This is a genomic window from Shewanella sp. 0m-8 (assembly GCF_052977265.1).
The window spans coordinates 24,210-49,594 of record NZ_JBRIMB010000007.1 but is presented as its reverse complement, the minus strand read 5'-3'; the positions used below and the strand labels follow the sequence as shown (position 1 = coordinate 49,594).

Here is a 25,385-nt window from a genome sequence, read left to right as displayed (position 1 = left end):
AAATCCACAAGACCACAGAGGTTAACAATTGCTAATGAAACGCTGTTTTTTGCGTTCTTCTACCAAAAGAGCGAGTCAATAACTTGTCTCGCCCCCTGTTACTGACATTTAGTTAACTTCTCGCCAATAAATAATCCGGTCATGACCTCGATAAGTACCAAAGTAAGCAGTTGCTCGAGGGTCTTGCAGGCCGGTATTTCCATCATAATTCCAATACCACTGTAGCCATTTATCAACATGCTGCTGTAAGAGCACCTCGCCATCGCTATTAGGTGCTGGCAAATAAATAAAGCTTTTACCTAACTCTATAGTACCGGCTTTTCCGGTTCCCCCTGATTGAGTAAAACCTTGCACTAACTCAAGCCCTGCATCTGGTTTTAAATTCAAGCCTGTATCTGCTGACTCTGTGGCTGTGGTCGTATCGAAAACCGAGCAGCTGTCACTAGTATTAGTCACCCACTGCGCTTTACCATCAACATTAGCAGCCACATATTGAGTACTTACCTCAACACGCAACTCTTCCGATGAGGGGCCGTAAGCATTTTGCTTCACAAATCGACCATAGCGCATAGCAAAACTCTCGTCTTTGCCAATATCATCAAAGCTAAAGCCAATACAGGCACCAGATGCGGAGTCTTGATAACAAATTGCATCGATATCGGTGACATCGGTCTTAGAAAGGTCTAAATCAAACTGCGCATTAAATGGCACAGCTAATGAGGCCGTACGGACATAATGCAGCTCTGATCCCTTTAGATAAGCCCTTTGAACACTGTTAGTATCATTAATAGGGTAGTAATCAACAACGCCAGAAATCGGTGTTTCATCTGCTATTTGCAGCGCTACACCATTAAACGAAGTGGCGCCTGAGGTATCGCTATAACTGCGAGCCAGCCATTGCTTCCCCTTATAGCGCCACCAATCACCAATTTGGTAATTATTAGTTATCGCCCCGCTCTTACTTTTACCGACAATAGACAAAGTTGGCTCTTTACCCGTTAAGAAGCCAAACGGCTGCCCCATATAGGTGAAACTGCCACACTGAGCTTCAAGGCTAGGAGCATTGCCCGTTAAGGTTAAATAGTAAGGAGAGAAGCGACCAAACGTGTCGCTGCTAGAGTTCGCCTCAGCAATCGTCGCGCCGAGGTAATTAACTTCGCCATCAAGCATAATGCTTATCGCGCCCACCTCAGAATAAGTCTGATTGGTCACTTTCAATGGTGCACTGTTAGTCTTGGTAAAGTTTAAGCCTGTGAGCCCCAGACCTCCAAGTCCTCCATCTTTATCATCCCCATTAGTGACTAATGGCGCTTGTAGCACAGGCTTAATGTTTAAGTCTGAAAATTGGAAATTTTTAAGTGCTGGGCGATCCTTATAGGTCGCTCCGTTATCAACGCCACACACCGCTTTTACATTCATCTTAAAATCAGCGCCAGCTTTAGCAAACAAGTCACAACTTGCACCGCTGCAACCATTAGTGCCGGAATCATTAAAAAAATGGAATCCATCGGGCTTAGAGACAAACTGCTCACTATGTTCAAGCACCAAGGTCTCGCTCGTGCTGCCATCGGGAGAACTAATCGTTTCAGTAAGCGTTGCTGCAAGCTCAACTTTACCCGCTTCAGGGTAGTTCACATTAAGTAGCGCCTTACCGTTGGCATCAAAATGTACTTGTAGCTGTTGACTTGCCCCGCCTGTAATCTCTTTACTCGCCGTTGGCGAATTGAGACTGTTAATGGTCAGCTTGGCCGCTTCATTTATCCCTGATGAATCGGGGGTAATGTAATTAAATGCCATTGAAATCGGTTTTGTTTTGTTGGCAAATAGCGGTACACATTGCTGAGTGGTTTGATCTTTTTTAACCGCGAACAGCTCGAAGTTATTTGAATTTTTACAGGCTGTAGAATCATCGATATTAAAGTAGATGCCGCTATCTTCAAAGTTCAATTGGCATTGACTATTGGCAACAAAACTTCCATCGATATAACAGCTGTAGTTAGCCGTCGGCAAGGTCGAGCTTAACCCAAGCGTGACCAAGCCACCCTGAGGGTGCCACAACTCTGTTGTTGTGTTGCCGGTAAAGGTTTCACGAGTATAACTGGTATTGTTTTTCGTCAGCGTCACAGAAGCGGGATCGCTAAGTAAAGATGTACAGTCTGGATTAGCACATGCCTGAAGGGTGATTGATTTAGCCGCGCAGCTAAGCGCGCCAGAATCAAAGTTAATTCGATAATGATTAACGGCTGGCGCGTCTGGCGCATACTCAAAGGCAAAGTAACCAATACTCTCAGCTAGATGGCTGCGCTCATCATCTCGCTGCTGATCTTCATCTATCGCAAAGCTCACCTGATTGTTAAAACTCTCTTTGGTGCAGCGCCTTACCCAGCCGCCATCTGCCCCACGGCGCTGGTTTTTATTAGCGATCGTTAAAGGTTGGTCTGAATAGGTTTGCTGATAGTTGTTATTAAAAACGCACTGCTGGCTCAATGTTTGAGTTGAACTACCATTGCCATGATTTAAGCCGTTTGCAAACTCGTACTTTAGGTTCTCACCATTGACTGTCATCACGCCCTGACCAACACCAGCAACATAGCCCAAGGTCTCTTCAGTCCAAATTGGACTACTAATTTCAGAACCTTCAATAGCAATTTCAAAGTCGTAGCCATCGCTGTTGACGTTGTTGATTACTGTAGTACTAAAACGTTGATTATTATTGGTCAGTGTTTGCCCAAGTATAGCTGGCTTTAGGCCGAAATGATGATTGAAGGCGATATGCTCATAACCCCGACCTGAGCTTGGCAGATATTTACCTTGATACAATTTGGTTGATATCGCTCCCGCCTGCAATGCCTTGCCTCTTTCTAGAAAACGGTAACCTTGCTCCATGACAAAATAATCGATTTTATCCATCTTTTTATTTAAGCCATATGGATAACCGGAGTTCACCTGCTTAATAGAGGCATGACTCGAACTAAGACTATCGACTCTTACCGTAGAAGATCGATCTATGATTTTCCCATGTCTATCAGTATCATTTGGATCTATCGTCGGCATAACCATGATGACAGGAGCTGTAGAATAAGTATTATCAAAATTAATAACCGCATTGCCGTTGGCATCAAGCTCGGCGCGGCCAAACTCAAACTGCGGCGCCGGACAAGTCAGCAACTGGCTCGACGGAACTATCTCAAAACGATTTGAGGAAGGGGGTTGCCAATACAGTCTAAAGGCTTCTGCACCAAAGGCTTCATGAAAGCGAAATTCAATCCTATGAGCCCCTTGTTCTAGCAAAACCTTACCTTGATATCGAGTGCAATTACACACGGCATGGGTACTATAAAACCCAGTAACGACCTCACCATCGATCAAGACTTCAATAGCATCATCGCCATCAATAGCAAACGTATACTCGCCTGTTTCAGGAACTTGAATATAGCCTTCAAAAACGCCTAAATATAGATCTTGATCGGCTGCAGCCTTTGAATGAGGATTGATGCTATAACCATGCTGATTTAGATTCGTTTCAATTGACTCACCAATTTGATTGCTGGTTTTACTGACCTCACTAACAAGCTCTCGAAATTCATTTTTATTTGCCGGACTATAGTTATCAGCGTACCAGCTACGAGCATCATAAGTTCTGTAGGTTAGACCTTCAATATTGCTTTGTTCTGCGGGGCATTGAGGGATGATGGGAGGTTTTGGAACCGGCACCGGGTCACAGTTCGGATTGATACGAAGGTTTCCCATGGTATTTTTTTGAATGACACGGCTATTGTTATCAAGCCTAACCTTGTCTTTACCTGCTACAGCGCCTTCAATCGATGAACTATTTTTCAAATTGACGTCTTTTTCTGAAAAAACAAAACCACGCAAATAGGTGCTATTTTCAAGCTCAATCTTACCGTAACCATAGAACAGCATTTGCTCAGCGCTATAGGGTAAAAACTGCAGTTTCTCATGCTTATAGTCTTTTTTTACAAAAAAACCTATATCGCCAGAAGTTGGAAATACGATTTGTACTGCATCATCAATTTCTAAATCCTCAATCCAGTATTTACCCGGGGCAAAAGTTAGCGTTCCTAGCTTTGCCTTTAAATGCTTAATCTTGTAAATACCATTTGTCGTTGTGAATGATATTTTATCACTGGCACTATTTTCCATATGGATATGACCATATTCACCATCTGGCAGCTCAAATTCACGGTCGCTATTTGAGGTAGTAATATCGTCATTACTATGTGATTTGCACTGCTCAAAACTAATTCTATCCGGTGGGAACTCTGAGGGGGTATCGGACTCCTCACACTCGATTCTACGCCCATCACTTACCCAGCAAGAGTTGTCGTCTTTATCTTTTACGTCTCTAGCAGGTAGCTCTCCATTTGACGGCGCATTTTCAAGACGAGCATCTTTTTTAAATTCAATTTCACCTCTTGCGCCATGAGTATTAATCCCCTCCTGGAAAACAGAGCTCCAATCTGACGCCACTGCAGATTGACCCAGTAAGCTTAAACTGCAAATAAACATTAAGGTTCTAATCACGAGCTTCTACCTCCACTTGACGACTCACGCGAATGCAACTGGCATCGCTATCAGTGCCTGAGTCACATTGCCCGGTACTGCAAGTGCCAGTGCTGGTAACGAGGTATTGGGTCATATTATTTTGCGGTAATGTTGTTGTTATCGCAGAGCAGGTCATCACTACAGCGCAGCCGTTAAAGCCCACGAGTCCAGTTGCAGTACCAATATGCCACGTAGTTTGAGCATCACAACTACCGCTACTGCCATCAACTGGAAACAAAGTGGCTAAAGCGCGATCGGCGCCGGTGTTTGCTGCAGCAAAGGCGCGTGTTCCCCATACTTCAAGGCTGATATCTTGGTCAGCATCATCTAAGACATTAATCAATGTCGCAGCCAGTAAAAACATCACTGTGATAATGAAAATACCTATCACCAAGGCGCTACCGCGCTGCCTAGAGCAATTAATAGAGCGCCTAGAGCGATTAATAGAACTCATAGAACCTATAGAGATAGGCTTACTACGAGTGGGCAAAAGCATTTGGTTAGGGGACATTAATCACCTGCACTTGATGATGATATTGAAACGTTTGCCCTTGCACATTAAACAGTGGGCTTAAGTGAACCATAGCGTTGTTTCTAAGCGTGCCAGGGGTATAAGCAATAGGGCTATTGGTACCTATGGTATTGACTATATTTTCCGCCATCAACACACCTGTCCCCATATCAGTTGGTGATGGCTGCAAATTAGGATGATTAAAACCATAACCTGCGTAGCGCTTTAATAAGCTCAACTCTGTCGTCACTTGCTCGAAGCAATAGCTAACCGCGCCTTTTACGCCAAAATAACGCTGTCTTGGAGATGCCTCATCAAAACGCACCGCTCGTCCAAAATTAATACTGAGATCATTGCTGCTATTCGCTGTAATTGAGTCAATAGTAAATAGCTTGCCTTGGGTGCCAGCAGCAAAGGTGTAAACATCGGCAGGGGTGAGCGGGTAAATCAGTAGTAATTGATCCGCGGTTAATGGCGCATTAGCAGTCGATTGCATCGCAGTGCCACTACTTGCTGTTGAGGCTGGCACGATAGGCATATCGATATAAGACGCACTGGAGATAATCGGCATCATCTCGATACATTGCCAAGCACCATCACCACTATCGCGAACACGAATACTGTTTGGCGCTGCGTTACGGATCTCTCGGGTCATGCGCTCAATAGCAAATCGACTTTGGCTCATTACCTGATCAACCGAGGTAGCGTCGATAAATATCCGAGTACCAAAAATCAGAAAGCTACTCACCCCAAGTACCAATACACCGAGGATAATCACCACAGTGACCATCTCGACCAAAGTGAAGCCGCTATTTTTGAGTTGCTTAAGTTGAGTTAGCTGAGTTAGTTGAGGCTGATTTAATTGAGTTCGTTGACTCAATTTCGACCTCGAAGCTGGGCGTATTAACGATTGCATTAATAGTTGCTCCGGATCGCGTTGAAGGTCATCACCTCGCCATTAGGCGTGGTCACATTAATAGTAATAAGCTTGGTATTAAGGCTAGGTAAATTGTTATATGTCACTTCAACGTTAAGGCCATAATTAACATAGCGCTGAGCATAAGTTTCGCTGCTATCAAGCATCAGACTGTTGATATTAAGTCCGTTGTAATCGTCGACATCGTTATAATTATTACGGCTTTCTTCGGCGCCATTAACCTTATCAGGTCCCAAATTGCCTTTGGCTGTACAAGGCTTCCCCGCTGGCAAACCTAACGTAGGCTTTGCTGGTGCGCCGCATGCTGGCACCCCACCATTAGCATTGGTATTTTGATCAAAACGCTTACCCCAGATCTCATTTAAAATAGAATGGGCAAGTTCTGCTGTACGTACTCGATGCAAGGTATCAGCGGCTCTTTCCGCTTGAGGGAATAGCATAGTGCTAAGTAACACAAAGGCGATGCTTATCACCACCATGCCGACAACAAGCTCAACCAAGGTAAAGGCTTTTTGACTGTGCAATTTAAACCTTAAGAATCTATTGCCCATCATGAATATACCCCTCTGACTCTATAGCAAGCAATAGAGTTTCATCGGCAATCACGCTAATGCAATTACCATTGCAGCGCGCACCATTCACTATGGGTACGCCTTGGGCATTAAATTCAATATTGAAACTGCTCGCGCCATTGAGCAAAGCTAAGCTAGCACCACCTTGAAACGTCTGTGGCATATCGGTACGAATGAGAGCGCCTAAACAAGCATTGTTGTAAGCGCCTTGGTAGCGAGAGACTTGATAATTGGTATCGGTGACAGATAAACGGTAGCAGCGATCTTGATTATTCATCGCCATGATCTGCACCTTTCTAAGCTCACTAATAAACTCATCACGTAGGGTAAAAGCACTGTAGCTTGAAGAGGTCAGCAGCCGAGGAATCACCACCACAGCAAGGATGGCAATAAGGATTATCGTCGTCACAAGCTCGACTAGCGTAAAACCTGTGTGGCGCTGCGATCTATGCATTACTCGTCCTGATTGATATGTGCAGTTGTAAGTTGTATTGATTGCCGTTTATTTTTTGCTGCTAAAGCAAACTCACGATCTTTGACGCTAGAATCGAGAGTCTAGGACGCCGCGTTGCGACGGCTAGAGCGGGCTGCGCCCTGCTATAAAAGATGAAACCACAAGCTGGTGTCTAGTCTAGCTTTTCCGGCTTTTCCGGCTTTTCCGGCTTTTCCGGCTTTTCCGGCTTTTCCGGCTTTTCCGGCTTTTCCGGCTTTTCACCATCTTAAACCTGATTTCCCAACAGTTTAATAATTATGGCAAATAAAGCCACAATTAATGCCCTAGATACAAAAAAGGCCTGCGAGGCAGGCCTTTTTCACTAAGAGCTAATTAACAATCATCGGCACTTACAACATACTTTGGACCAACTAATGCTGATGTAGCTGGAGTATAAGTAACGTAGCATTCAGTTGCTGTCGTTGCGCCGAAACGCGGCGAGCCAGCCTGGTAAAGCTCAACAGCTGTGAAGCCTGTACCAACTGGTGCTATATACCAATCAGCATCGACTGTTTCATCTGTACTAATATTGATATCTAACGCGTTCTTCAGCTGTTCTGCTGTAGAAATCAAATACCCATAGTTAGTTGTGGCATCGGTTCCAGTTCCGATATTAACCTTGCCTAAATCACCTACAGCAGTACCACCTTTCTTCTCTTCACCAGCAATCGCAGCCTTAGAAAAGACTAAAGAGTTAGCACCTTGTAATGCACCTTTTATACCTTGAAGAGTTGATGCACGCGCATCACTCTGTAGATTAATAAACTTAGGTGCTGCGGTTACTGCCAAGATACCTAGAATGATGATCACAACCACTAATTCGATTAGTGTAAAACCATTTTGCTTTTGCATTTTCATTTTCTCTTAAGCGGTCTGATTAACAGCCTGTATCTGTAATCACGTAAGTAGGGATTGTGTTAGCATCTTCTGCCTGTGTATAAATAAGCTGGCAATCCGTTGCTGGTGCACCATTTTGGGTGATAACCAGAGTACCAGCTGTCGTTCCTGTAGCTACGAGCCACTCAGGAAGAGGATCATCTGCTGAAGTTCCAAAATCGGCATCGATAGCGTTGTTGAACTCAGTTTCAGTAGCTTGAAGGTAACCAAAGTTAGTTTGCGCTGGGTCTTCAGCTCCAATTTCTACACCTTCATCAGTAGCCCAAGATGAACCCGCTTTCTTCTCATCACCAGCTAAAGCAGCTTTAGCGAACACTAGGCCGTTAGCGCCTTGAATGGCACCTTTAACACCTTGCAGTGCTGATGCACGCGCGTCACTTTGTAGGTTGATAAACTTAGGCGCAGCTGTAACAGCCAAGATACCTAGAATGATGATCACAACCACTAATTCGATGAGGGTAAAACCATTTTGTTTTTGCATTGTCATTTTCTCTTAAACCGATCCGATTAACAGCCTGATTTTGTAATAACGTAAGTAGGTATTTCAGATGTGCTTTTTGCTTGAGTGTAAACAACATTACAAGTAGCGCCATCGCTAGGAGCGCCAACCTGGTAAACAGTCGCTTGTCCCGCTGCAGGCGAGTCTTCAGTAATAATCCAGTCTGCAGCGGCTTTTTCAGCATCATCTGCAGTAGATAAAGCAAAGTTAACATCCATTGCTTTTGAAAAGTCGGCTTCTTTAGCTAACAAGTATCCGTATATAGTTAGTACTTCGACTTCGTTTGGAGCTGTACCAGATATTACAACTTCAGTTCCATCAGTATCATCACTTTTCTCCAAACCAGCTAAAGCCGCTTTAGCGAACACTAGGCCATTAGCGCCTTGAATGGCACCTTTAACACCTTGCAGTGCTGATGCGCGTGCGTCGCTTTGTAGGTTGATAAACTTAGGCGCTGCTGTAACAGCCAAAATACCAAGAATGATGATCACAACCACTAATTCGATTAGGGTAAAACCATTTTGCTTTTGCATATAAAATTCCTCGATCACGTAACAAATACAACTAACGAATCTACTCGTTAAGTTGTAAAAAATTTAGTCAATAAAACTCGCTACTTGGCCTGAACCTGGGTTGTAAGTCACCCCTTTACCTGCCAAATTGTTCAAATCAGACAAATCCCCTGACGGTATTCCCGTTTGTGGATTTAACACGAGTGATGAGGCTAGGTAATACAAACAAACATCAAGATCGCTAACAAGCACGCCATCTATGGTATTTGAGCTACCACCCGCTCCTTTTGCCACGCTCACTACATATCTTGCTTTACGCGCATCTTCTCCTGAAACTACGCTTCTTGGTGAATTTTGTAAAACAAGATCAAACACTTGTTGGCAAGAATTTTGGTCCATGCCTTTTGCATCTGTGTTGGTTGCACCCGTTGGATAACCAAAACGAGTATCGAGTGATACCGTTGTACCATCTAGCAACACGGTATTATTACGACGACCATCGACTTCCCACTGTGAGCGAACAAAGCTCACTGCGGTGCTTAAGCCACCTGCTACGCCGTCGACACTGGCATCTTCAGCATCATCAGTTACGTTTAAAAAACGGGGGATAGCCGTCGCAGCCAACAAACCTAATATCACTATGACTATGACTAATTCGATAAGGGAGAACCCCTTTTGATACTGTTGTTTCATTTTACCCCCAGTGTTGTATGCGACTATTCTAGCAGTTTGTTAAAATTAGAAAACAGATAATTTCGCTCTTTAGTCGGCCCTAGTCAAAAAAATGACCCGTCCAGAGCTAGTTTGATAGCTAATACTATCGCCAGACTCGCCAATATATCGGCATACTCCTGTATCTAAGTTGAACTCAGTATCAATTTGTTGCACATAACCTTGACCCAACAATTCGGACAATAACTGCTGACAACCAGCAACACTTGTCTCATTCAAAATGGGCCAACCACCAGCAGCCATACGCACTTGCCCCGTGGATGAAACACGATCTTCACTATCTGAGTACCAATCCAACAATAAAACGTCTGGCTTACTACGCATCAGCCATTGTGAGCGCGCCACCGCCATAACATTAAGCAGTCGTGTATGCTCTACCCGAATACTTGGCTGACTAAGCTGCTTAATGCCGCCAAAGTAATGAAAGCCTAAGAAAAATAAAATAATGAGCAAAATAATCAAGGCAATCACTTTGCCATAGATAGTGATCAGCTCTGCTTCTGCTTTTTGTTGGCTAAGCACGTTAACCGGCCCATGCGTTCATTGACAATGACTTCACTAGCGCCCACCTTTAACGACATTGAGCATGTCCCACATAGGTAGGTAAATACCCAGTGCTAGCACCAATACAATACAGGCAACAAAGCCAATCAGAATGGGTTCTAACTTGGCGGTTAAGTTTTTAAGATCGTAGTCCACTTCACCTTCGTAAAAGTCAGCCGCATCATTTAACAACTGATCAATTTGACCGGTCTCTTCACCTACTGCCACCATCTGTAGTACAAGAGGCGTAAATAGCTGACTGTTATTCGATACTCTTAGCATCGACTCGCCTGACTCGATACCACGGCGCATACCCACAATACTGTCGTGCATATAGGCATTATCTACGGCGTCAGCAACAAGACTCAATGCTTGCGTCATTGGCACGCCTGCACTCAACATCATTGAAAAGCTACGGCAATAGCGCGATAGCGTTGAACGTTCGATAATACTGCCAACTATGGGGATATTTAACTTCCATCTATCCCACTGCTTCTCGCCTTTTTCAGAGTTATGCCAATAACGAATGCCCACAAAACTCGCAACAATAACCAGGATCATCGCAGGCCAGTAATTAACGAAAATATTTGATGTATTAATTAACAGTTTAGTCGCCCATGGCAGATCGGCACCAAAACGCGAGAACATTTCTGCAAACTTGGGGATCACCATGATGTTTAAGATAACCATGGCTATCGCGATCGCTATTAAGACAAATATCGGGTAACGCATCGCCGCTTTAATCCGTCTGCGGGTTTCCTGCTCGCGTTCGATATAACCCGACAACTGAATAAAGGCGTCTTCAAGCTTACCGGTGTTTTCACCCACATGAACCATAGAGACAAACAGTGCATCGAATACATCGGGATGCTGATTCATCGCTGATGATAGCGGGCGACCTGAGGTCAACTGTGCTGAAATATCATCGAGCGCCTCTTTCATGCGCACTGAATGCGTCGTTTCCGAAAGCCCTGCGATCGCTCTTAAGATCGGGATCCCTGAACGAGTCAAGGAGTACATCTGCCGAGTAAATATCTGCAGTTCTTCTAAGGCGACCTTACCTTTAAATAAAGACTTTAAGTCAAACTCTTTAGCTTCTTTCGCTAATACTAGCTCCAAGGGGATCACGCCACGAGACATCAGTTGATCGGCAGCCGCACTCTCTGAGCTAGCATCAACTTGCCCTTTTATCTGCTCACCTTGAGCGCTTCGACCGCGGTACTGATATGTAGGCATGTTTAAGCCTCACCCAAATCTAATGAATTATCGCTAACATCTTCAACCAACTTGGCGACCTCTTCTATGGTCGTCATGCCCTGTGCTAAATATTTTAGGGCCGACTTTGCAAGCGGAGTAAAGTTTGGACTCTGGTAAGCTGCGTGAGTAAAGTCTTGTGGGTTACCACTACGCATCGCCTCAATCATAGGCTCATCAAGCTCTAAGATCTCAAACACACCAATACGGCCGCGATAACCACTGCCATTACAGCTTTGACAACCCGTACCTATTTTAAATGTGGCTTGTGAGTAATCGAGCTGACTCACGCTAGATAGCCAGGCCTTGTCTTGGGCGCTGAGATGGTAGTCGATGGCGCAGTTTTGGCACACACGGCGCACTAATCGCTGAGCAATGATGACTCTTAGCGCGCTCGCCACTAAGTAGCTTGCAGCCCCCATATCGAGCAAACGCAGTGCACTGGTTACCGCATCGTTAGTATGCAGAGTCGACAGTACAAAGTGACCGGTTAATGCACCACGTAGACCAATTTCTACCGTTTCTTGGTCACGCATCTCACCGACCATAATGATGTCGGGATCTTGTCGTAACGTGGTTCTAAGTACATTAGAAAAATCGAGGCCAATTTTATGATTAACTTGAACCTGATTAATACGAGGTAACTGATATTCTACTGGATCTTCGACCGTAATGATCTTGCGATCTGCGGTGTTAAGCTCGCTCAACACGCCGTAAAGAGTGGTAGTTTTACCGCTACCAGTCGGCCCGGTAACCAGTAACATTCCGTGAGGACGCTTGATTTGACGACGGATCCTCGCCAGCATTTCTGGCGGCATACCCGTTTCGTTTAGTGTCAGTAGACCTGCAGATTGATCCAGCAAACGCATCACCACAGACTCACCGTGGTAGATCGGCATCGTCGACATACGTACGTCAATCTTATGCCCTTTGATTTCCATGTGAAAACGGCCATCTTGAGGCAATCGCTTCTCGGAAATATCTAAGCCTGCCATCAACTTTAAACGCAATACTAATGCCGCTGCGATGCTGACTTCAGGCAAAATATTCTCATGTAACTGACCGTCGATACGCTGACGAATACGTAACGTTTTTTCACCTGGCTCAATATGAATATCTGATGCTCGCATCTGCACTGCATCTTCAAAGATGGACTGTAGCAGTTTAACAACCGTGGTTTCGTTGTCGCTATCACCCTCGGTCAAACTGCCCAGATCAAATAGATCATCAGCGGCGTATTCTTCTTCCAGCCTACCCGCTATTTGCGCAATTTCATCGGTACGTCGATAGAGATTATCAAACGCATCCAATAGCTGCTCTTCAGTCACAACCGCAATTGAAATACTCTTAGGTGCTAGCAACAATTCTAAGTTATCCATGGCCTGTAGATCGGCAGGATCGCTCATAGCGATTAGCACGCTGTCACCCTTATCTTCGACAACTAAGGCGCGATATCGACGAGCCTGCACCTCAGGCAGTAAGCTAACCACTTCGGTAGCGATGGCACGCTTACTAATATCGAGGAAGGGAATGTTGAGCTGATGCGACAAAAACTGCAGTAGTTGCTGCTCAGTGATCGATGACAAGTCAATTAGCGTGCGCCCAAGTTTCTTTCCCGTATTTCGCTGTTCGCTTAATGCTTGCTGTAATTGCGCTTCTGAAATGATGTGCTCTTGAACAAGCAGATCACCTAATCGCATCTTTAACTTAGGTTTCACTAGTACGCTCCTAACTGCAGCAATCGATTATCTACATAAACTTTAGCCTGCGCTGATAGATTGCCTTGCGACAAGGCTTGGTTGTAAGCCAACTTTGCCTCGGTATATTGTTGCTGGGCATCTAACGCATAACCTAACCCCATCCACCAGCGCCCTTGATTAGGTTCACTCTTGGCTAGCTGCCTAAAACTTTGCTCGGCAACGGGATAATCCTTCTGCTTTTGAGCTAAATCACTTTGCTGATGCCACTTGTTTATCGCTAAATCACTGGTGTCTGGGATCAGCGCTAAGCTTTTAAGTGCTTGCTCATTTTGCCCCCCCGCCAGCAGGACCCGCGCTAATAACAATGAAAACTCGTATTCTTGTGGGAATAACAGCTGACCTTGCTCTAATAGCTTCGCCGCTTGGGCTAATTTATTTTGGCCATAATATAAGGCTGCCGCCTGTCTTCTAGCCTGGTGCAACGCAGGGTTATACATCAGCGCTGCTTCGTAATAAGTTAAGGCATCCAGGTGCTGACCTTGCTGCTGTGCGTCGGTTGCCAACATCATCTGCTTTTTGGCAAGCTGCTCGGCAGACAGCTTCACCTCTTTGACTGCCATATTGCCGCCGCTATACAATTCGCTCGAACGTTTGCTGGCTGGTGCGATATTCATCTGTGAGGACGACGCAGCAAGCTCATTGGCACTATCTGTTTGCTTAAACTTAACCTTAGCTTCATCCTTAGCCTTAGCTTCATCCTTAACCTTAGGTTCGCGCTTCGCAACTACCTGTGCTGGTGTTTCGATTGGCTGTGCCGCCTTGGACTCAAAATCTTCTGCTATAGGACTCGCTATGGTTGAGGTTTCTACTGTTGACGCTATCTGAGCCGGTTCTATTAATTTAGACCCAGCTTTAACTTCAGCTTTAACTTCAGGTTTAGTCTCAAGCTTAATTTCAAGCTGCTCTGCAGTTATCGTTTTAGCAACCTCGGCCTTACCCTCTGCTGTTTTCACAGCCTCAGTATTTGTTGCTAATGGCTGAATATCGGCTTGATTAGCATTCAGTCCTAATCCTGGATCTGACGGAAACGACCCCGTCGCTAAAAAGACCACTAAGCCACCGATAAATAGAGACAATATACTTGTTAGCACCAAAGCTCGCTTCGGTGTTGAATTCACTTTGTGTGCGATGGGCGACGTAGCCATACTTTCGAGGCCGTGAGGCTGTTGGCGCTTATCTAAATCTTTGAGCATTTTGTTGATTACGCTCATATTACGCCTCCTTTAAACCAATAAAATAAACTGACTGAAATGCCTGTTATCACAGCTAGAGCTATAGTCCATTTAACCGCTAAACCTTGATTGTTTGTAGCATCACTTGTATCTGCGATGGCGGCATCGACATGATGTCGCTCAATTTTGGCTCTACCTTCCCCGAAAGCTACCAATAACGCTTTATGGGACAACACATTAATCAAGCGTGGGATCCCTCTGGCCGCCTTTGCAATACGCTTCGCATAGAGCTCACTGAATAGATATCCATTTTCACTGCCCGCGACACTCAACCGGTGTTGAATATAGGCAGCAGATTCATCAAGCGTTAATGGACGTAAGCAATAGCTAAAAGTGATCCTTTGCCTTAGCTGCCTAAATTTGTTTTGCGCCAAACGTTCATCGAGCTCTGGTTGGGCAAATAACACCACCTGCAGTAACTTACGGCTTTCGGTTTCTAAGTTAGTAAATAAGCGTAGCGCTTCAAGACTTTCATCTGGTAAAGCCTGCGCTTCATCGAGCACTAAAATAATCGAGTGGCCGTGTGCGCTTAGTGCCATAAGTTGTTGCTGAATTAGGCCTGTTAACTGTTGCTGATCTATTTGGCTTGAATGCTTTAGACCAAGCTCCATCGCCACAGCCCAGCGTAATTCATCAGGCGTTAAGTAAGGATTAGGCAGATACGCACAATGAAAACGTTCAGGTAGATCGTTCATCAGCTTACGGCATATGAGTGTCTTACCCGTTCCGACCTCACCAGTAACTTTTATAAAGCCCTCACCAGTCTGTAACGCTGTTTGCAGCACTTGTAAGGCTTCTACGTGCGGGGCAAGGCCAAAGAAGAATCCCGTATTCGGTGTAAGTGAAAACGGGACTTCTGTTAAGCCAAAATGCTGCAGATACAAGCTTATTGCTCCTCAGGATACCAACGATCAAGCAGCTCTTGAGAACGCTTCAATTCGTTTTCCCATGTGTTAGCACCGACAACAATGGGTTTAAGCAAAATAACTAACTCGGTCTTAACGGTGGAGTTTGCACGGTTAGTAAAGGCTTCACCTAGATATGGGATGTCACCAAGTAATGGAACTTTAGAGACAATCTCTTTGTTCTCACTCTTCATCAAACCACCAATCACCACCACATCACCACTAGCAGCCTTAATCACAGTGTCTGATTCGCGGATCTCACTCTGTGCAAGAGGCAGCTCTAATGTGCTACCGGAGATCTTAATAATTTTGGTTTGCTCTTTAATGTCTATCACTGAAGGATGGATATGCAGCAATACATTACCTTGCTCATCAATTTGCGGCGTAACGTCAAGCGCGATACCAGAGAAGAATGGTGTTAATTCAACATCTGGAGTAGTGATTGGGGTATTACTTGCAACAGTTGTTGAAGATACGTTAGTTACAAAGTACTCATCAGTACCGACCTTAATAACCGCTTTTTGGTTATTCGACGCGGTCACTCGTGGGCTTGATAATACATCCACGTCACCTTGGGTATCGAGCAAGCTAATCATGGTGCTAAAGTCAGAGCCATCTAGCTTAATAGATGTCACTCCGCCTAGTACGCTAGAAATTTGATCGCTAAGACCAGTAGTCGGGCTCGTGCCAAAGGTAATATCTGTACTACCAGCATGGCCTAGCACACTCTCCCAATGGATCCCCTGTTGATAGCCATCAGATAGCGTCACCTCAAGCACTTTTGCTTCCAAGATGACTTGACGTTGCAAATGGCTTTCTGCGGTTTTGATAAAGTTACGTACCTGACGGATCTCATTTGGATACGCTCTGATAGTCACTAATCCCGCCTGTGGTGTCACCACCACTTGACGTCCACCACCAGAGTTACCAATAATCGATACTAAGGTCTCTTTTAACTCACCCCAAAAATCTGATTTAGTCTCAGAGCGGATAAAGGTGCCGTTGGTTTGATCGCTTGAACCGCTATTTGAACCTGAGTCACTGCTTGACGAGTTATTGAAATTACTATTACTGCTGCCGTTACTATTACTGTTGCCATTAGAATTTGAATCATTATCTGAAATACGACCCGAACTCACCGACGTTAACGATAAGCCTTGGCGTTCCATATACAGATAATTTAATGAAAAGGTTTCGGTTCGCATGCCTGCAGGGAAAATACGCAATATGCGCCCTTCTCGGCTCACTTCATAGCCATAGATATCTTCAACGACTTGTAGCGCTTCTTGCAACGTCACGCTTTTTAAAGACAATGAAATTTTGCCTGTCACATCAGGGTGTACAGCAACGCTTAACGGCGTACCTTGAGCAAGACTTGGAAAAAAGACTTTAGCATCAACATTGTTAGCTGAAACATCAAAACGTCGCTCAGTCGGCCTTGCTGGTGCAAAACCTTGCAACAAGTTATCTGATGACAGCTCACGCTGAACATCATCAGGCATCACTGCAGGCGGAGGCGTAGTATTTGCCGCTTTATCATCGACTATAGCCTCAGCCAATGCCTCTTTAGACGCTACCGGATTAGGTCTGTCAACTGTTTGGCAAGCCACTAGCAATAATGACAGCAAAGGGGTGATATAGATTATTGAGCGCATTTTAATTATTGTCCCTTAAGATCTGTTACAGCTGGAAACAAAGTCAACTTACGACCGTCAGCTAATGACACCGTGTCTTTACCAATTTTCACGATTTTGACACCTTTTACACTTCCACCTAATGTGAAAATTTGATTATTTATCACAGCGTAAGCAGAGCTACCTTTCAGCACGATACTATTGAGCACTAAGTTGGTGTTTGATGAGGCTTTCACCGAGGTTGTTTTACCCGATAAATGACCTGGTTTTGTAGGATCACGCAGCGCTGCAGCATTAAGGTTAAAACCTAAAGTACTGCACAGAAGCCCAATCAATAGCGCACTAATCTTTTTTGGCAACACTGATAAAGTCCTTATTAATACTCAAGGTATAAAGTTCTAATGAAACAGAGGCCTTTGGATAGGTATCGACTTGATAGTCCATACTGCGCCAGTACAGTTTGTTAGGCATATTTTCAACCGCTTCCACAAACCGCATTACCGCAAAGTAGTCACCAACAAATTCAAGATGTATACCGTGGCTGTATAAGTTAACTTTTTTATCGCCCCCCACCTCTAATAACGGAGTTGGCGCAATTGAAGTAAAAGATTTCAGCTCAATGCCTTTTATTTTAGACAGCAAGCCTGCCAATAAGGTTGGCATATGATCCGCAGGCACCATATCGACCATCTGATAAGAAAGCTGCTTATCAATTGACTTATTTTGTTGGTTAATATTGTTTAAACGCTGACGATATTCTTCATCTGGATCTTTGCGAAGACTCTCTTCATAGAGCTCTATTTGCTGCTCAGAAATTCTGTTTTCGCTTGCAATCGCTCGGATCTGCTCATTGAGTTGACTGTGCTGTTTCAACGTCGACTCGAGTGGGATATAAAACAATAAACCCGTAATAATCAGCCCCGCAGCAGCGATTAATACTCGCTCTCGCTGACTTAAGGCGTCAAATTTTTCTGTTAATTTAACCCACTGCTGCTTCATTTAATCAACTCCTTACCTGTAGGAGTGGCATCACTTGTTAGCTTAAAGGCAAGCGGCTGATTTTCACCTAGATTCATGGTCATTGTCGCAAAGGCATGACCTTTGAGTGTCGTGGTGGTTTTTAAGCGTTCAATCCATAAGGGGACGCTTTCAGGGCTAGAGGTAAAACCTTCGAAAATATAGCTTTTTTCATTAACCTGAATGCGGTTCAGCCAAATACTCGAGTCTGCAACGCGAGCAAGATCGGTCATTAATGGTGAGTAGCCATAGCTAGTTAATACTTCTTGCTGGCTGAGCTTACCAAACAGTTTCTGTTTCAATTCCAGCTGCTGCGCTTTTAAATTCACCTCTGCAACCAAGGCTTCACTTGGTCCTCGCTTTGCTAAAGCAGCCTCGAGGTCTTTTTTATCTGAATCAAGCCGTTGCTTATCTTGCATCAACTGCGCTTTGTCAGACTCAAGGCTAGAATTTAACGCAAATACAGCCGCGCTGGATAATAAGAGTACCACGACAACCGCTAGCATCGCTCGGCTTAACCGTGAAAAGGATAAACGCAATTCAGGCGGAAATAGGGTTTCAGAATAGAGGTTTACTCTTAGTTTCATAACTGCTGACCTCGCATCGTTTCAGCTAAAGCCAACTCAGCAAACGTTGCGTCAACAGAAGCGCCTTTATGAGGAGTCACACTTTGGTTAAAGTTACTACTGATCAAGCTTGCAAGGTGTTCACACTGCCCATCCATGACTAACTCTATCGAGGATACAGGCGCCTCACGTAGCTGACTCTCAAAATAATCCATCGAGCGCTGGATCTCTAAACTTAAATTGTCAGCAACGCCATAAGCTAAATCTTCAGCCGAAATCTTATCGATTTGTAAAAAGCCCCTTACCCGTCGTTGCATAAAGACTTCGCCTGCCCTGACAACCGTCAATAATAACTCTTGCCCTTCACGGTGACTTAATACTAACCGAGCTTGGTTATCATCAAATAAATTACTCATCGCCATCTCTTCAATCGAGACACCACTGATGAGCAAGCCTGCATTTTTGGCGGCTAATAACAACGAGCTGAGTAGGGGTTTCTCTGTAACAACCACATTAACTTTATTGGTGGTTTGTTTTGATGATTCAAAGTAATCCAAGTGAATATCTGTGACAGGTTGGGCAGCAAGATCTTTTACAGACCAAAGCAGTGCTGCATTGAGCTCTTCTACTGGTACATTTGGCTTATCCACCAAAAATAGTTGATAAAAGTCTGCAGCCAGTACAATTTGAATTTTCGCAACACCAAACTCACTCACCAATTGAGAGAAAGCTTGCTGCCAGTCGTGATGACTAAAAGAGAAAGTCATTGCTTTTGCATCTGTCTGAGCTGTCGATGCTTGAAACACGGATATTTTATCGGCGCAAACATAAACACCTAACGCTAATGTAGGTGCAGGTTTACGCCAAAACTGGATTTTATCTAACAGGCTTTCTTCCATTAATCCATGCCTTAAAAAAATGACCCTAAATCGAATCTAAATAAGTGAGTAAAACGATGTTGAGTAAATAAATGTGTATATTAAATACTGCGAGTTCTTATCTCGATAGCGCAAGACTCTTATTATGCCATTAGTGTAGCGAGTTATCCCTGATTATTATAGATAAAACCCTAAATTAAGAATATCTAGTAACAATCACCTCAAAATACGAAACAAACTATACCTCTTCGATCGGCTCACTGAAAAAGCTCCCCTGTCCAGCACTCACGCCTAAAATTTGTAATGTTTGCCACTCTTCAAACACTTCAACCCCTTCTGCGCACACCTGTACATCGGTGCGAAATAAACCTGCAATTAAGCTTCTAACAAATAGCTGATTTTCTGCTCGTAGATGTATTTGATTAACGATAGAGCGATGAAGCTTAATTAACGATATAGGGTAATGGTGAATATACTCAGTGCTCACAACTTGTTGACCCACACGATCGACACAGATGCTCGACCCCATTTTATTGATCATATCTAAAGGTGCTATAAGCTGCTTCTGATGCTTAACTAAAATCGCTTCATTCACCTCAAAAATAAGCCTTGGAGCTATATGTCGGTACTCAAGCAGTGTCGTCTTCAACCAGCGTACGAAGGCGCGGCTGGTTAAGGTATCCAAGCTCAAATTAATACTAAATTTTAAGCTGTTATCCTTGTGTTTAGGCAATATATCAAACATCACCATCTCGATGACCTGACGTTCAATTTGTGGTGTCAGACCGCACTTTATCGCCATAGGTAAAAATAGCGTTGCCCTGACTAAGTTACCCTGCGTATCTCGTAGGCGGCAGGTTACTTCTTGATGATGAGCCAGCGAGTCACTGTCTACGACAGGCTGCGAAAAAAGAAATACTCTTTTGCTCACCAATACATTCTCAAGAAAACTTCGCCAACGTACAGAGCCTTTTGACAAGTCACCGTCAACCGAGCCCTTGTCGTACATAAACCAACTACTCCCGCCCTGGAATTGAGCGGAGCGCAGCGCGAGTTCAGCCTCTTCCATTAACGCATCTTTATCATCACCGACTTTAAAGTAAGCGCCACCTAAATGTATAAAGTCGTCTGGAAGTGGGATAAATGTATTGAGTTGATTAAGGCTCAAACGCAGTAACTTAGCGGCGAGCTGATCGGCCTCAGCTTGAGATATTTGTGGCACGACGACAGCAAATTGATTGTATGAACGTCTTGAGAAAATGCTATTCGCTTTATCCGCTAAGATTTGGTTTACGGTATTAATTAACTGTAACAGCAGCTCGTCGACCTCGTGATCAGCTAACTCTTTACCGAGTAAGTCTAAATCCTCCATCTCAAACAGATACAAAACACCTGGCGTCATCATACCTGAGTGATTACTTAACGCATCCAAGCGGTTTTTCAAAAACAAACTATTACCTATGCCTGTTTCTGCATCTAAAAATGTATTAGAACGAATAAACTGATCAAATCGAGCACGCTCTTTATGAGCATCATCAAGCTCTAACAGCAGGTGCGTTAACGCTCGATTGATTAACCTCGGCTTACCATGCCCCTTTTCGGCCAACGCTTTATCATACTGCCCCGACAGAATAAGACTTGAGCGTTGCGCTAAATGCTCAATCCCTTCAAGGTGCAGTGAGAACCAGCGAAACCCAAAACGTACAAATAGGAATACAGCAAGGCAGCCGATGACAATAATCAGTAATTCATACCAGCCAATATCAGCGCGACTAAATGGTTGAGGTAAAGTAAGCTTCATCGACAACTTGCCACCAGCGAGTTGACTGTGATAGTTCACCCCGCCTCGTTGAGGAGTCGGTGAATGATACTCAAAAATAACGTCTTTGCCTGTCGATAATGTAAAGGCCTGCGCACGATACGCATTAAGTAAAGGCGGTAACCACGCATTAATCTGCCCACTATTTTGCTGCGCTACCTGGTGTTCAACCTGTTGTTCAAGTAAGTTTTCTAGTTCGGTAACCTTTTGCTGCTGAAAGGTATAGGTCAGTTGAATAAAGCTAACCATAGCGGTCAAAAAACAGATGAACGCGACACCTGCCAGTGACATAAGCCAAAAGCTAGTCAGTTTTTTTGTAAGAATTCGAGTCAGTTTCATCTGTCCGCTTCCTGCTGGATCTTATTGTTGCATCTAAACCTGCATCCTCAAGGCGATGGAGAATGACGTAAGCCAACCTTACCTTGCTAGCCTTCAGTTATACAGTAATCGAAAAACTCTCGGCAACAAAAAAGGAGCCATTAGGCTCCTTTTCTCGACAAATAGAGTGCTTATGACTCCATATAGCCTGCAGGTAATTCTTTAATCACTGCAACACCAGATTCAATTGCTGCAATCGCAACCGCTTTGGCCACATTAGGCAAAAGGCGCGCATCAACTGGTTTAGGGATCACGTATTCTGGACCAAACTCTAGTGAGTCAATATTTGGATAGGCTGCAAGTACTGAAGCCGGTACCGGCTCTTTTGCCAAAGCAGCGATTGCGTGTACAGCGGCAATCTTCATCTCATCATTGATTCTTGAAGCACGCACATCTAGCGCACCACGGAAAATGAATGGGAAGCAAAGTACGTTGTTAACTTGGTTAGGGTAGTCGCTACGGCCCGTCCCCATAATTAAGTCTTTACGAACATCATGAGCAATTTCGGGTTTGATTTCTGGATCTGGATTAGAACAAGCAAAAATCACTGGCTTATCTGCCATTAAGGCAACATCTTCAGCAGCTAAAACATCTGGACCAGAAAGACCTAAGAATACATCAGCACCTTTAATCACATCTTGCAGCGTGCGCTTATCAGTGTTGTTAGCAAATAGCGCCTTATACTCATTAATGTCGTCACGACGAGTATGGATCACGCCTTTTCTGTCTAGCATGTATACGTTTTCACGCTGAGCACCACAGTTAACAATCATGGTCATACAAGCGATCGCAGCTGCGCCAGCGCCCATACAGACAAACACTGCGTCTTCGATAGACTTGCCCTGAATCTCAAGTGCATTAAGCATACCTGCAGCAGTTACAATTGCAGTACCGTGCTGATCATCATGAAATACAGGTACATTACAGCGCTCAATCAATGCCTTTTCAATTTCAAAACATTCTGGCGCCTTGATATCTTCAAGGTTAATACCGCCAAATGTGTCGGCAATCGCTTCAACTGTGTTAATGAACTCTTCAGATGTTCTGTGCTTTACTTCGATATCTGTAGCATCAATATTAGCAAAGTGTTTGAAAAGCAAAGCTTTGCCTTCCATTACAGGCTTAGATGCCAACGGGCCTAAGTTACCTAGACCTAAAATTGCCGTACCGTTAGAGATAACAGCAACTGTGTTGCCTTTACCTGTATAACGGTAAGCATTGTCTGGATTAGCCGCAATTTCACGTACAGGCTCTGCCACACCCGGGCTATAAGCCAGAGCGAGATCCATACTGGTTTCTGCGGGTTTAGTTAGGCAAACAGCTGTTTTGCCTGGAACGGGGAATTCATGATAATCGAGGGCTTGTTGACGAAGATCTGCCATTTTTCTAATCCTGAGTGCGACTAATAATATCCTGAGCGAGAGGTCGGCAACTAAAGTTTCAAATTGAGCAAAAAACAGTTAGTTGATAGCCGCTAAGATACTTGAATCTCAGGTCATTTCAAACAAGTTCTTCTCATTTTTTAACTTTATCGCTATATATTATTCCTAAGGGGCATTTTCCATGGTTATCTGAGATGGATGTGTCGCATTTAGGCGATATTTGCCGTAAGAAAAGTACAACTTACCTCTTACTATTACGCGGCTTTCAAGCAAATTCAACGTCAAAATGTTGCTAAACTTACCAATATCTTGCTGAGTCATCATCAAAACCAAGTTATTGTCGATATTAAGCTCGAAATTTTGACCTTTTCTTTCATAACCCGTAACAACTCCTCTGACCTCTCGCCATTTATTACTGTCATTACGCGTTAGGTTGTAGGTGGTTAAAGGTTGATAGGCTTTATGACTCCATAAGCCCACTTTATTTGTACGTGCGCTTCGTTCTATTTTACTTAAACACTGCCAAAAATAGTCGTTTTGGTAGACTCGTGCCTTAGCAAAACCATTAGCTAGCATCATCTCTTGCAGATGCTCTAATTGCTCAGTGTAGACATAAGCCAGTGTTCGACCAAACGGATCTAAGCGCTTCTTATCGAAAGCAAGCAACAGCGACTGACCGGGTTTAACGACTTCAGAAAGGAATTTTTTTGCAGGTGTAGCGTAAGGCTGTGAAAGCTCTGGAAATTGAAAGTCAATTTCAGGGGAGTCGATACCGATGAGTCGCACTAAGCGGCCGTCGGTTAAAGTAATAGTATCGCCATCATTGACGTAATCTAACGTAACCGTTTCATTAAACTGCGTCGGTATGCATAGGCTCGCTTGCACAACGAAAACCGGTAAAGATAACAGCAGGACTGCCAGTATTCTAATTAGACTCATGCCACGGCCCTCCTTTTATCAATCCTTACTGTGTCTATAGTGACGACAACACATCAAGATGTAAAAGTACCACGAGCCCATAACCGATAGCTATTCAAACCATACTAATCAGTATAAAGATGTGATTTTTCAGCGAGTAAATATGCTTAGATAGCAAAAAGGCGCCAGAAGGCGCCTTTTTTAAATTCATTGCAGAAGTAATTACTTCTTGCCAAGTGCACCAAAGCGCTTGTTGAACTTGTCGATACGTCCGCCAGTATCCATAACTTTCTGGGTACCAGTGTAGAATGGGTGACATGCACCACATACGTCTAGGTGTAAATCTTTACCTACAGTAGAGTTAATCTTGATAACGTTACCACAAGTACAAGTTGCAGTGATTTCTGCATAATCAGGATGAATGCCTGGTTTCATTGGAATTACCTCAGTAAAAGGCCATGTCGCTCTTCCAACCCGAAGTCGGACACCACATGCAGTTAAAATAAAATTATTTAGGCGCCGAATACTACAGGATCTTATTTGTAGATTCAAGCGCCATTATGTGTGAATAATAAATAATCGCAAAAAGGCCTCAAAAGCCTATTCTATTGCACCCTAGCAAGCAGCCTTAAGCCATTATTCCATCGCATTAAATTGCCTCATAGCCACCTTAGCATCCGCATACTTTTCGAGCGTGACCATCGATGGACACTCTAGGGTCGCTTGCGACTTAAGGCCATTTATACTCTGGTTATTAAAAGCCTTAGGGTTACGCTCAAAAATGGCTAACATCGCCCCATAAGGGCTTATTCCCCAACGTTTAGCTTGTCGATTCGCGATACGCCATAAGGTTTCTTTACCATCAAACTCTATTTGGCAGTCATCTAAACGGCTGACTATCACATCAGCACCACTCACTTTTATGCCACTTGAGGCGACTTCGGTTTGCTTGACCTCTTTAACAGCGCTCGCCTGATAAGTGCTATCGCGCTTATCCCTGCCAGCTTCATTCACCTTGTCATTAAATAAACTCAAGACTTTGACTTGGTACCAGCGATTAACCCGGTACTCCTTTACAATCAATACCGCGTTTTTATCAACCACATCTTCCACCCCTGTCGCCTCGACCATAAAACTGGTCAGAGGCGTAGAGAGCAGTCGCTCTTCACCATTGGCTTGCCGAATTGAGAACTGTACTTTTTTCAGGTTGCTATGAGAGGTAACAATATTGAGCTTTAAGCTAGGGTGCTCACCGAGCTTAAACTGCCTCTCATTAATACTGACATGTGACACTTCTGCCTGAGCCGTTGCCAATGCTGTCATTGCCATCAGCGCGAATATAAATCTCTTCATCAAATGTACCTTAATCCAGTAAAACTT

General features: G+C 44.1%; 24 protein-coding genes. All 24 read right to left on the bottom strand.

The features are described 5' to 3' along the window. Nucleotides 1–108: 108 nt before the first annotated feature. Nucleotides 109–4,530, bottom strand: coding sequence for a DUF6701 domain-containing protein (locus ACVBIO_RS05060; RefSeq protein WP_447172127.1), 4,422 nt, complete (start codon nucleotides 4,528–4,530; stop codon nucleotides 109–111). A gap of 7 nt (nucleotides 4,531–4,537) precedes the next feature. Further along, nucleotides 4,538–5,020, bottom strand: a complete 483-nt coding sequence (locus ACVBIO_RS05055) for an MSHA biogenesis protein MshP (protein WP_447172155.1) — start codon at nucleotides 5,018–5,020, stop codon at nucleotides 4,538–4,540. A gap of 46 nt (nucleotides 5,021–5,066) precedes the next feature. Beyond that, nucleotides 5,067–5,993 (bottom strand): PilW family protein, encoded by a 927-nt coding sequence (locus ACVBIO_RS05050; protein WP_447172126.1) that lies wholly within the window; start codon nucleotides 5,991–5,993, stop codon nucleotides 5,067–5,069. Next, nucleotides 5,993–6,568: a type IV pilus modification PilV family protein gene (locus ACVBIO_RS05045; protein WP_447159766.1), complete on the bottom strand. Its 576-nt coding sequence runs from the start codon at nucleotides 6,566–6,568 to the stop codon at nucleotides 5,993–5,995. The genes ACVBIO_RS05050 and ACVBIO_RS05045 overlap by 1 nt, the downstream gene beginning before the upstream one ends. Beyond that, nucleotides 6,555–7,040: a pilus assembly FimT family protein gene (locus ACVBIO_RS05040; protein WP_447163283.1), complete on the bottom strand. Its 486-nt coding sequence runs from the start codon at nucleotides 7,038–7,040 to the stop codon at nucleotides 6,555–6,557. Before ACVBIO_RS05040 ends, ACVBIO_RS05045 begins: the two co-directional genes overlap by 14 nt. 372 nt (nucleotides 7,041–7,412) lie before the next feature. Next, nucleotides 7,413–7,931: a type II secretion system protein gene (locus ACVBIO_RS05035; protein WP_447172125.1), complete on the bottom strand. Its 519-nt coding sequence runs from the start codon at nucleotides 7,929–7,931 to the stop codon at nucleotides 7,413–7,415. 25 nt (nucleotides 7,932–7,956) lie between these two features. Further along, nucleotides 7,957–8,457, bottom strand: a complete 501-nt coding sequence (locus ACVBIO_RS05030) for a type II secretion system protein (RefSeq protein WP_447172124.1) — start codon at nucleotides 8,455–8,457, stop codon at nucleotides 7,957–7,959. A 26-nt stretch (nucleotides 8,458–8,483) separates the two neighbouring features. Continuing rightward, nucleotides 8,484–9,008 carry a type II secretion system protein gene (locus ACVBIO_RS05025; RefSeq protein WP_447159770.1) on the bottom strand — a complete coding sequence of 175 codons (525 nt, stop codon included), beginning with the start codon at nucleotides 9,006–9,008 and terminating at the stop codon, nucleotides 8,484–8,486. Between the two features lie 63 nt (nucleotides 9,009–9,071). Then, nucleotides 9,072–9,680 carry a type II secretion system protein gene (locus ACVBIO_RS05020; RefSeq protein WP_447159771.1) on the bottom strand — a complete coding sequence of 203 codons (609 nt, stop codon included), beginning with the start codon at nucleotides 9,678–9,680 and terminating at the stop codon, nucleotides 9,072–9,074. 69 nt (nucleotides 9,681–9,749) lie between these two features. Further along, a complete protein-coding gene (locus ACVBIO_RS05015; RefSeq protein ID WP_447159772.1) occupies nucleotides 9,750–10,241 on the bottom strand; it encodes a hypothetical protein in 492 nt (163 codons plus the stop codon). 36 nt (nucleotides 10,242–10,277) lie between these two features. Then, entirely contained in the window at nucleotides 10,278–11,498 is a 1,221-nt protein-coding gene (locus tag ACVBIO_RS05010; RefSeq protein ID WP_447159773.1) for a type II secretion system F family protein, read from the bottom strand. A gap of 2 nt (nucleotides 11,499–11,500) precedes the next feature. Next, complete coding sequence (locus tag ACVBIO_RS05005) at nucleotides 11,501–13,234, bottom strand: GspE/PulE family protein (protein WP_447163287.1); 1,734 nt, start codon at nucleotides 13,232–13,234, stop codon at nucleotides 11,501–11,503. Continuing rightward, the gene (locus ACVBIO_RS05000) at nucleotides 13,234–14,487 is read right to left on the bottom strand and encodes a tetratricopeptide repeat protein (RefSeq protein ID WP_447172123.1); all 1,254 of its coding nucleotides are present in this window, start codon (nucleotides 14,485–14,487) and stop codon (nucleotides 13,234–13,236) included. The genes ACVBIO_RS05005 and ACVBIO_RS05000 overlap by 1 nt, the downstream gene beginning before the upstream one ends. Next, nucleotides 14,484–15,392, bottom strand: a complete 909-nt coding sequence (locus ACVBIO_RS04995) for an ExeA family protein (protein WP_447163289.1) — start codon at nucleotides 15,390–15,392, stop codon at nucleotides 14,484–14,486. The genes ACVBIO_RS05000 and ACVBIO_RS04995 overlap by 4 nt, the downstream gene beginning before the upstream one ends. Before the next feature lie 2 nt (nucleotides 15,393–15,394). Next, on the bottom strand, nucleotides 15,395–17,068 hold the full coding sequence (gene mshL, locus ACVBIO_RS04990; protein WP_447163290.1) for a pilus (MSHA type) biogenesis protein MshL: 1,674 nt from the start codon (nucleotides 17,066–17,068) through the stop codon (nucleotides 15,395–15,397). Nucleotides 17,069–17,073: 5 nt separating this feature from the next. Next, on the bottom strand, nucleotides 17,074–17,409 hold the full coding sequence (locus ACVBIO_RS04985) for an MSHA biogenesis protein MshK (RefSeq protein WP_447172122.1): 336 nt from the start codon (nucleotides 17,407–17,409) through the stop codon (nucleotides 17,074–17,076). Next, entirely contained in the window at nucleotides 17,390–18,046 is a 657-nt protein-coding gene (locus ACVBIO_RS04980; protein WP_447172121.1) for an MSHA biogenesis protein MshJ, read from the bottom strand. Before ACVBIO_RS04980 ends, ACVBIO_RS04985 begins: the two co-directional genes overlap by 20 nt. Next, complete coding sequence (locus ACVBIO_RS04975; protein WP_447159780.1) at nucleotides 18,043–18,651, bottom strand: PilN domain-containing protein; 609 nt, start codon at nucleotides 18,649–18,651, stop codon at nucleotides 18,043–18,045. Before ACVBIO_RS04975 ends, ACVBIO_RS04980 begins: the two co-directional genes overlap by 4 nt. Beyond that, a complete protein-coding gene (locus ACVBIO_RS04970) occupies nucleotides 18,648–19,529 on the bottom strand; it encodes an MSHA biogenesis protein MshI (RefSeq protein ID WP_447169423.1) in 882 nt (293 codons plus the stop codon). Before ACVBIO_RS04970 ends, ACVBIO_RS04975 begins: the two co-directional genes overlap by 4 nt. Nucleotides 19,530–19,746: 217 nt before the next feature. Then, nucleotides 19,747–21,666 (bottom strand): RNase E specificity factor CsrD, encoded by a 1,920-nt coding sequence (gene csrD / locus ACVBIO_RS04965; protein ID WP_447172120.1) that lies wholly within the window; start codon nucleotides 21,664–21,666, stop codon nucleotides 19,747–19,749. Between the two features lie 170 nt (nucleotides 21,667–21,836). Continuing rightward, entirely contained in the window at nucleotides 21,837–23,087 is a 1,251-nt protein-coding gene (locus ACVBIO_RS04960; protein ID WP_447159783.1) for a malic enzyme-like NAD(P)-binding protein, read from the bottom strand. A 165-nt stretch (nucleotides 23,088–23,252) separates the two neighbouring features. Next, nucleotides 23,253–24,026 carry a thermonuclease family protein gene (locus tag ACVBIO_RS04955; protein WP_447163293.1) on the bottom strand — a complete coding sequence of 258 codons (774 nt, stop codon included), beginning with the start codon at nucleotides 24,024–24,026 and terminating at the stop codon, nucleotides 23,253–23,255. 201 nt (nucleotides 24,027–24,227) lie between these two features. Beyond that, complete coding sequence (rpmE, locus tag ACVBIO_RS04950) at nucleotides 24,228–24,440, bottom strand: 50S ribosomal protein L31 (protein WP_220762057.1); 213 nt, start codon at nucleotides 24,438–24,440, stop codon at nucleotides 24,228–24,230. Between the two features lie 201 nt (nucleotides 24,441–24,641). Then, nucleotides 24,642–25,358, bottom strand: a complete 717-nt coding sequence (locus tag ACVBIO_RS04945) for a FimV/HubP family polar landmark protein (RefSeq protein ID WP_447172119.1) — start codon at nucleotides 25,356–25,358, stop codon at nucleotides 24,642–24,644. Between the last annotated feature and the right edge of the window lie 27 nt (nucleotides 25,359–25,385).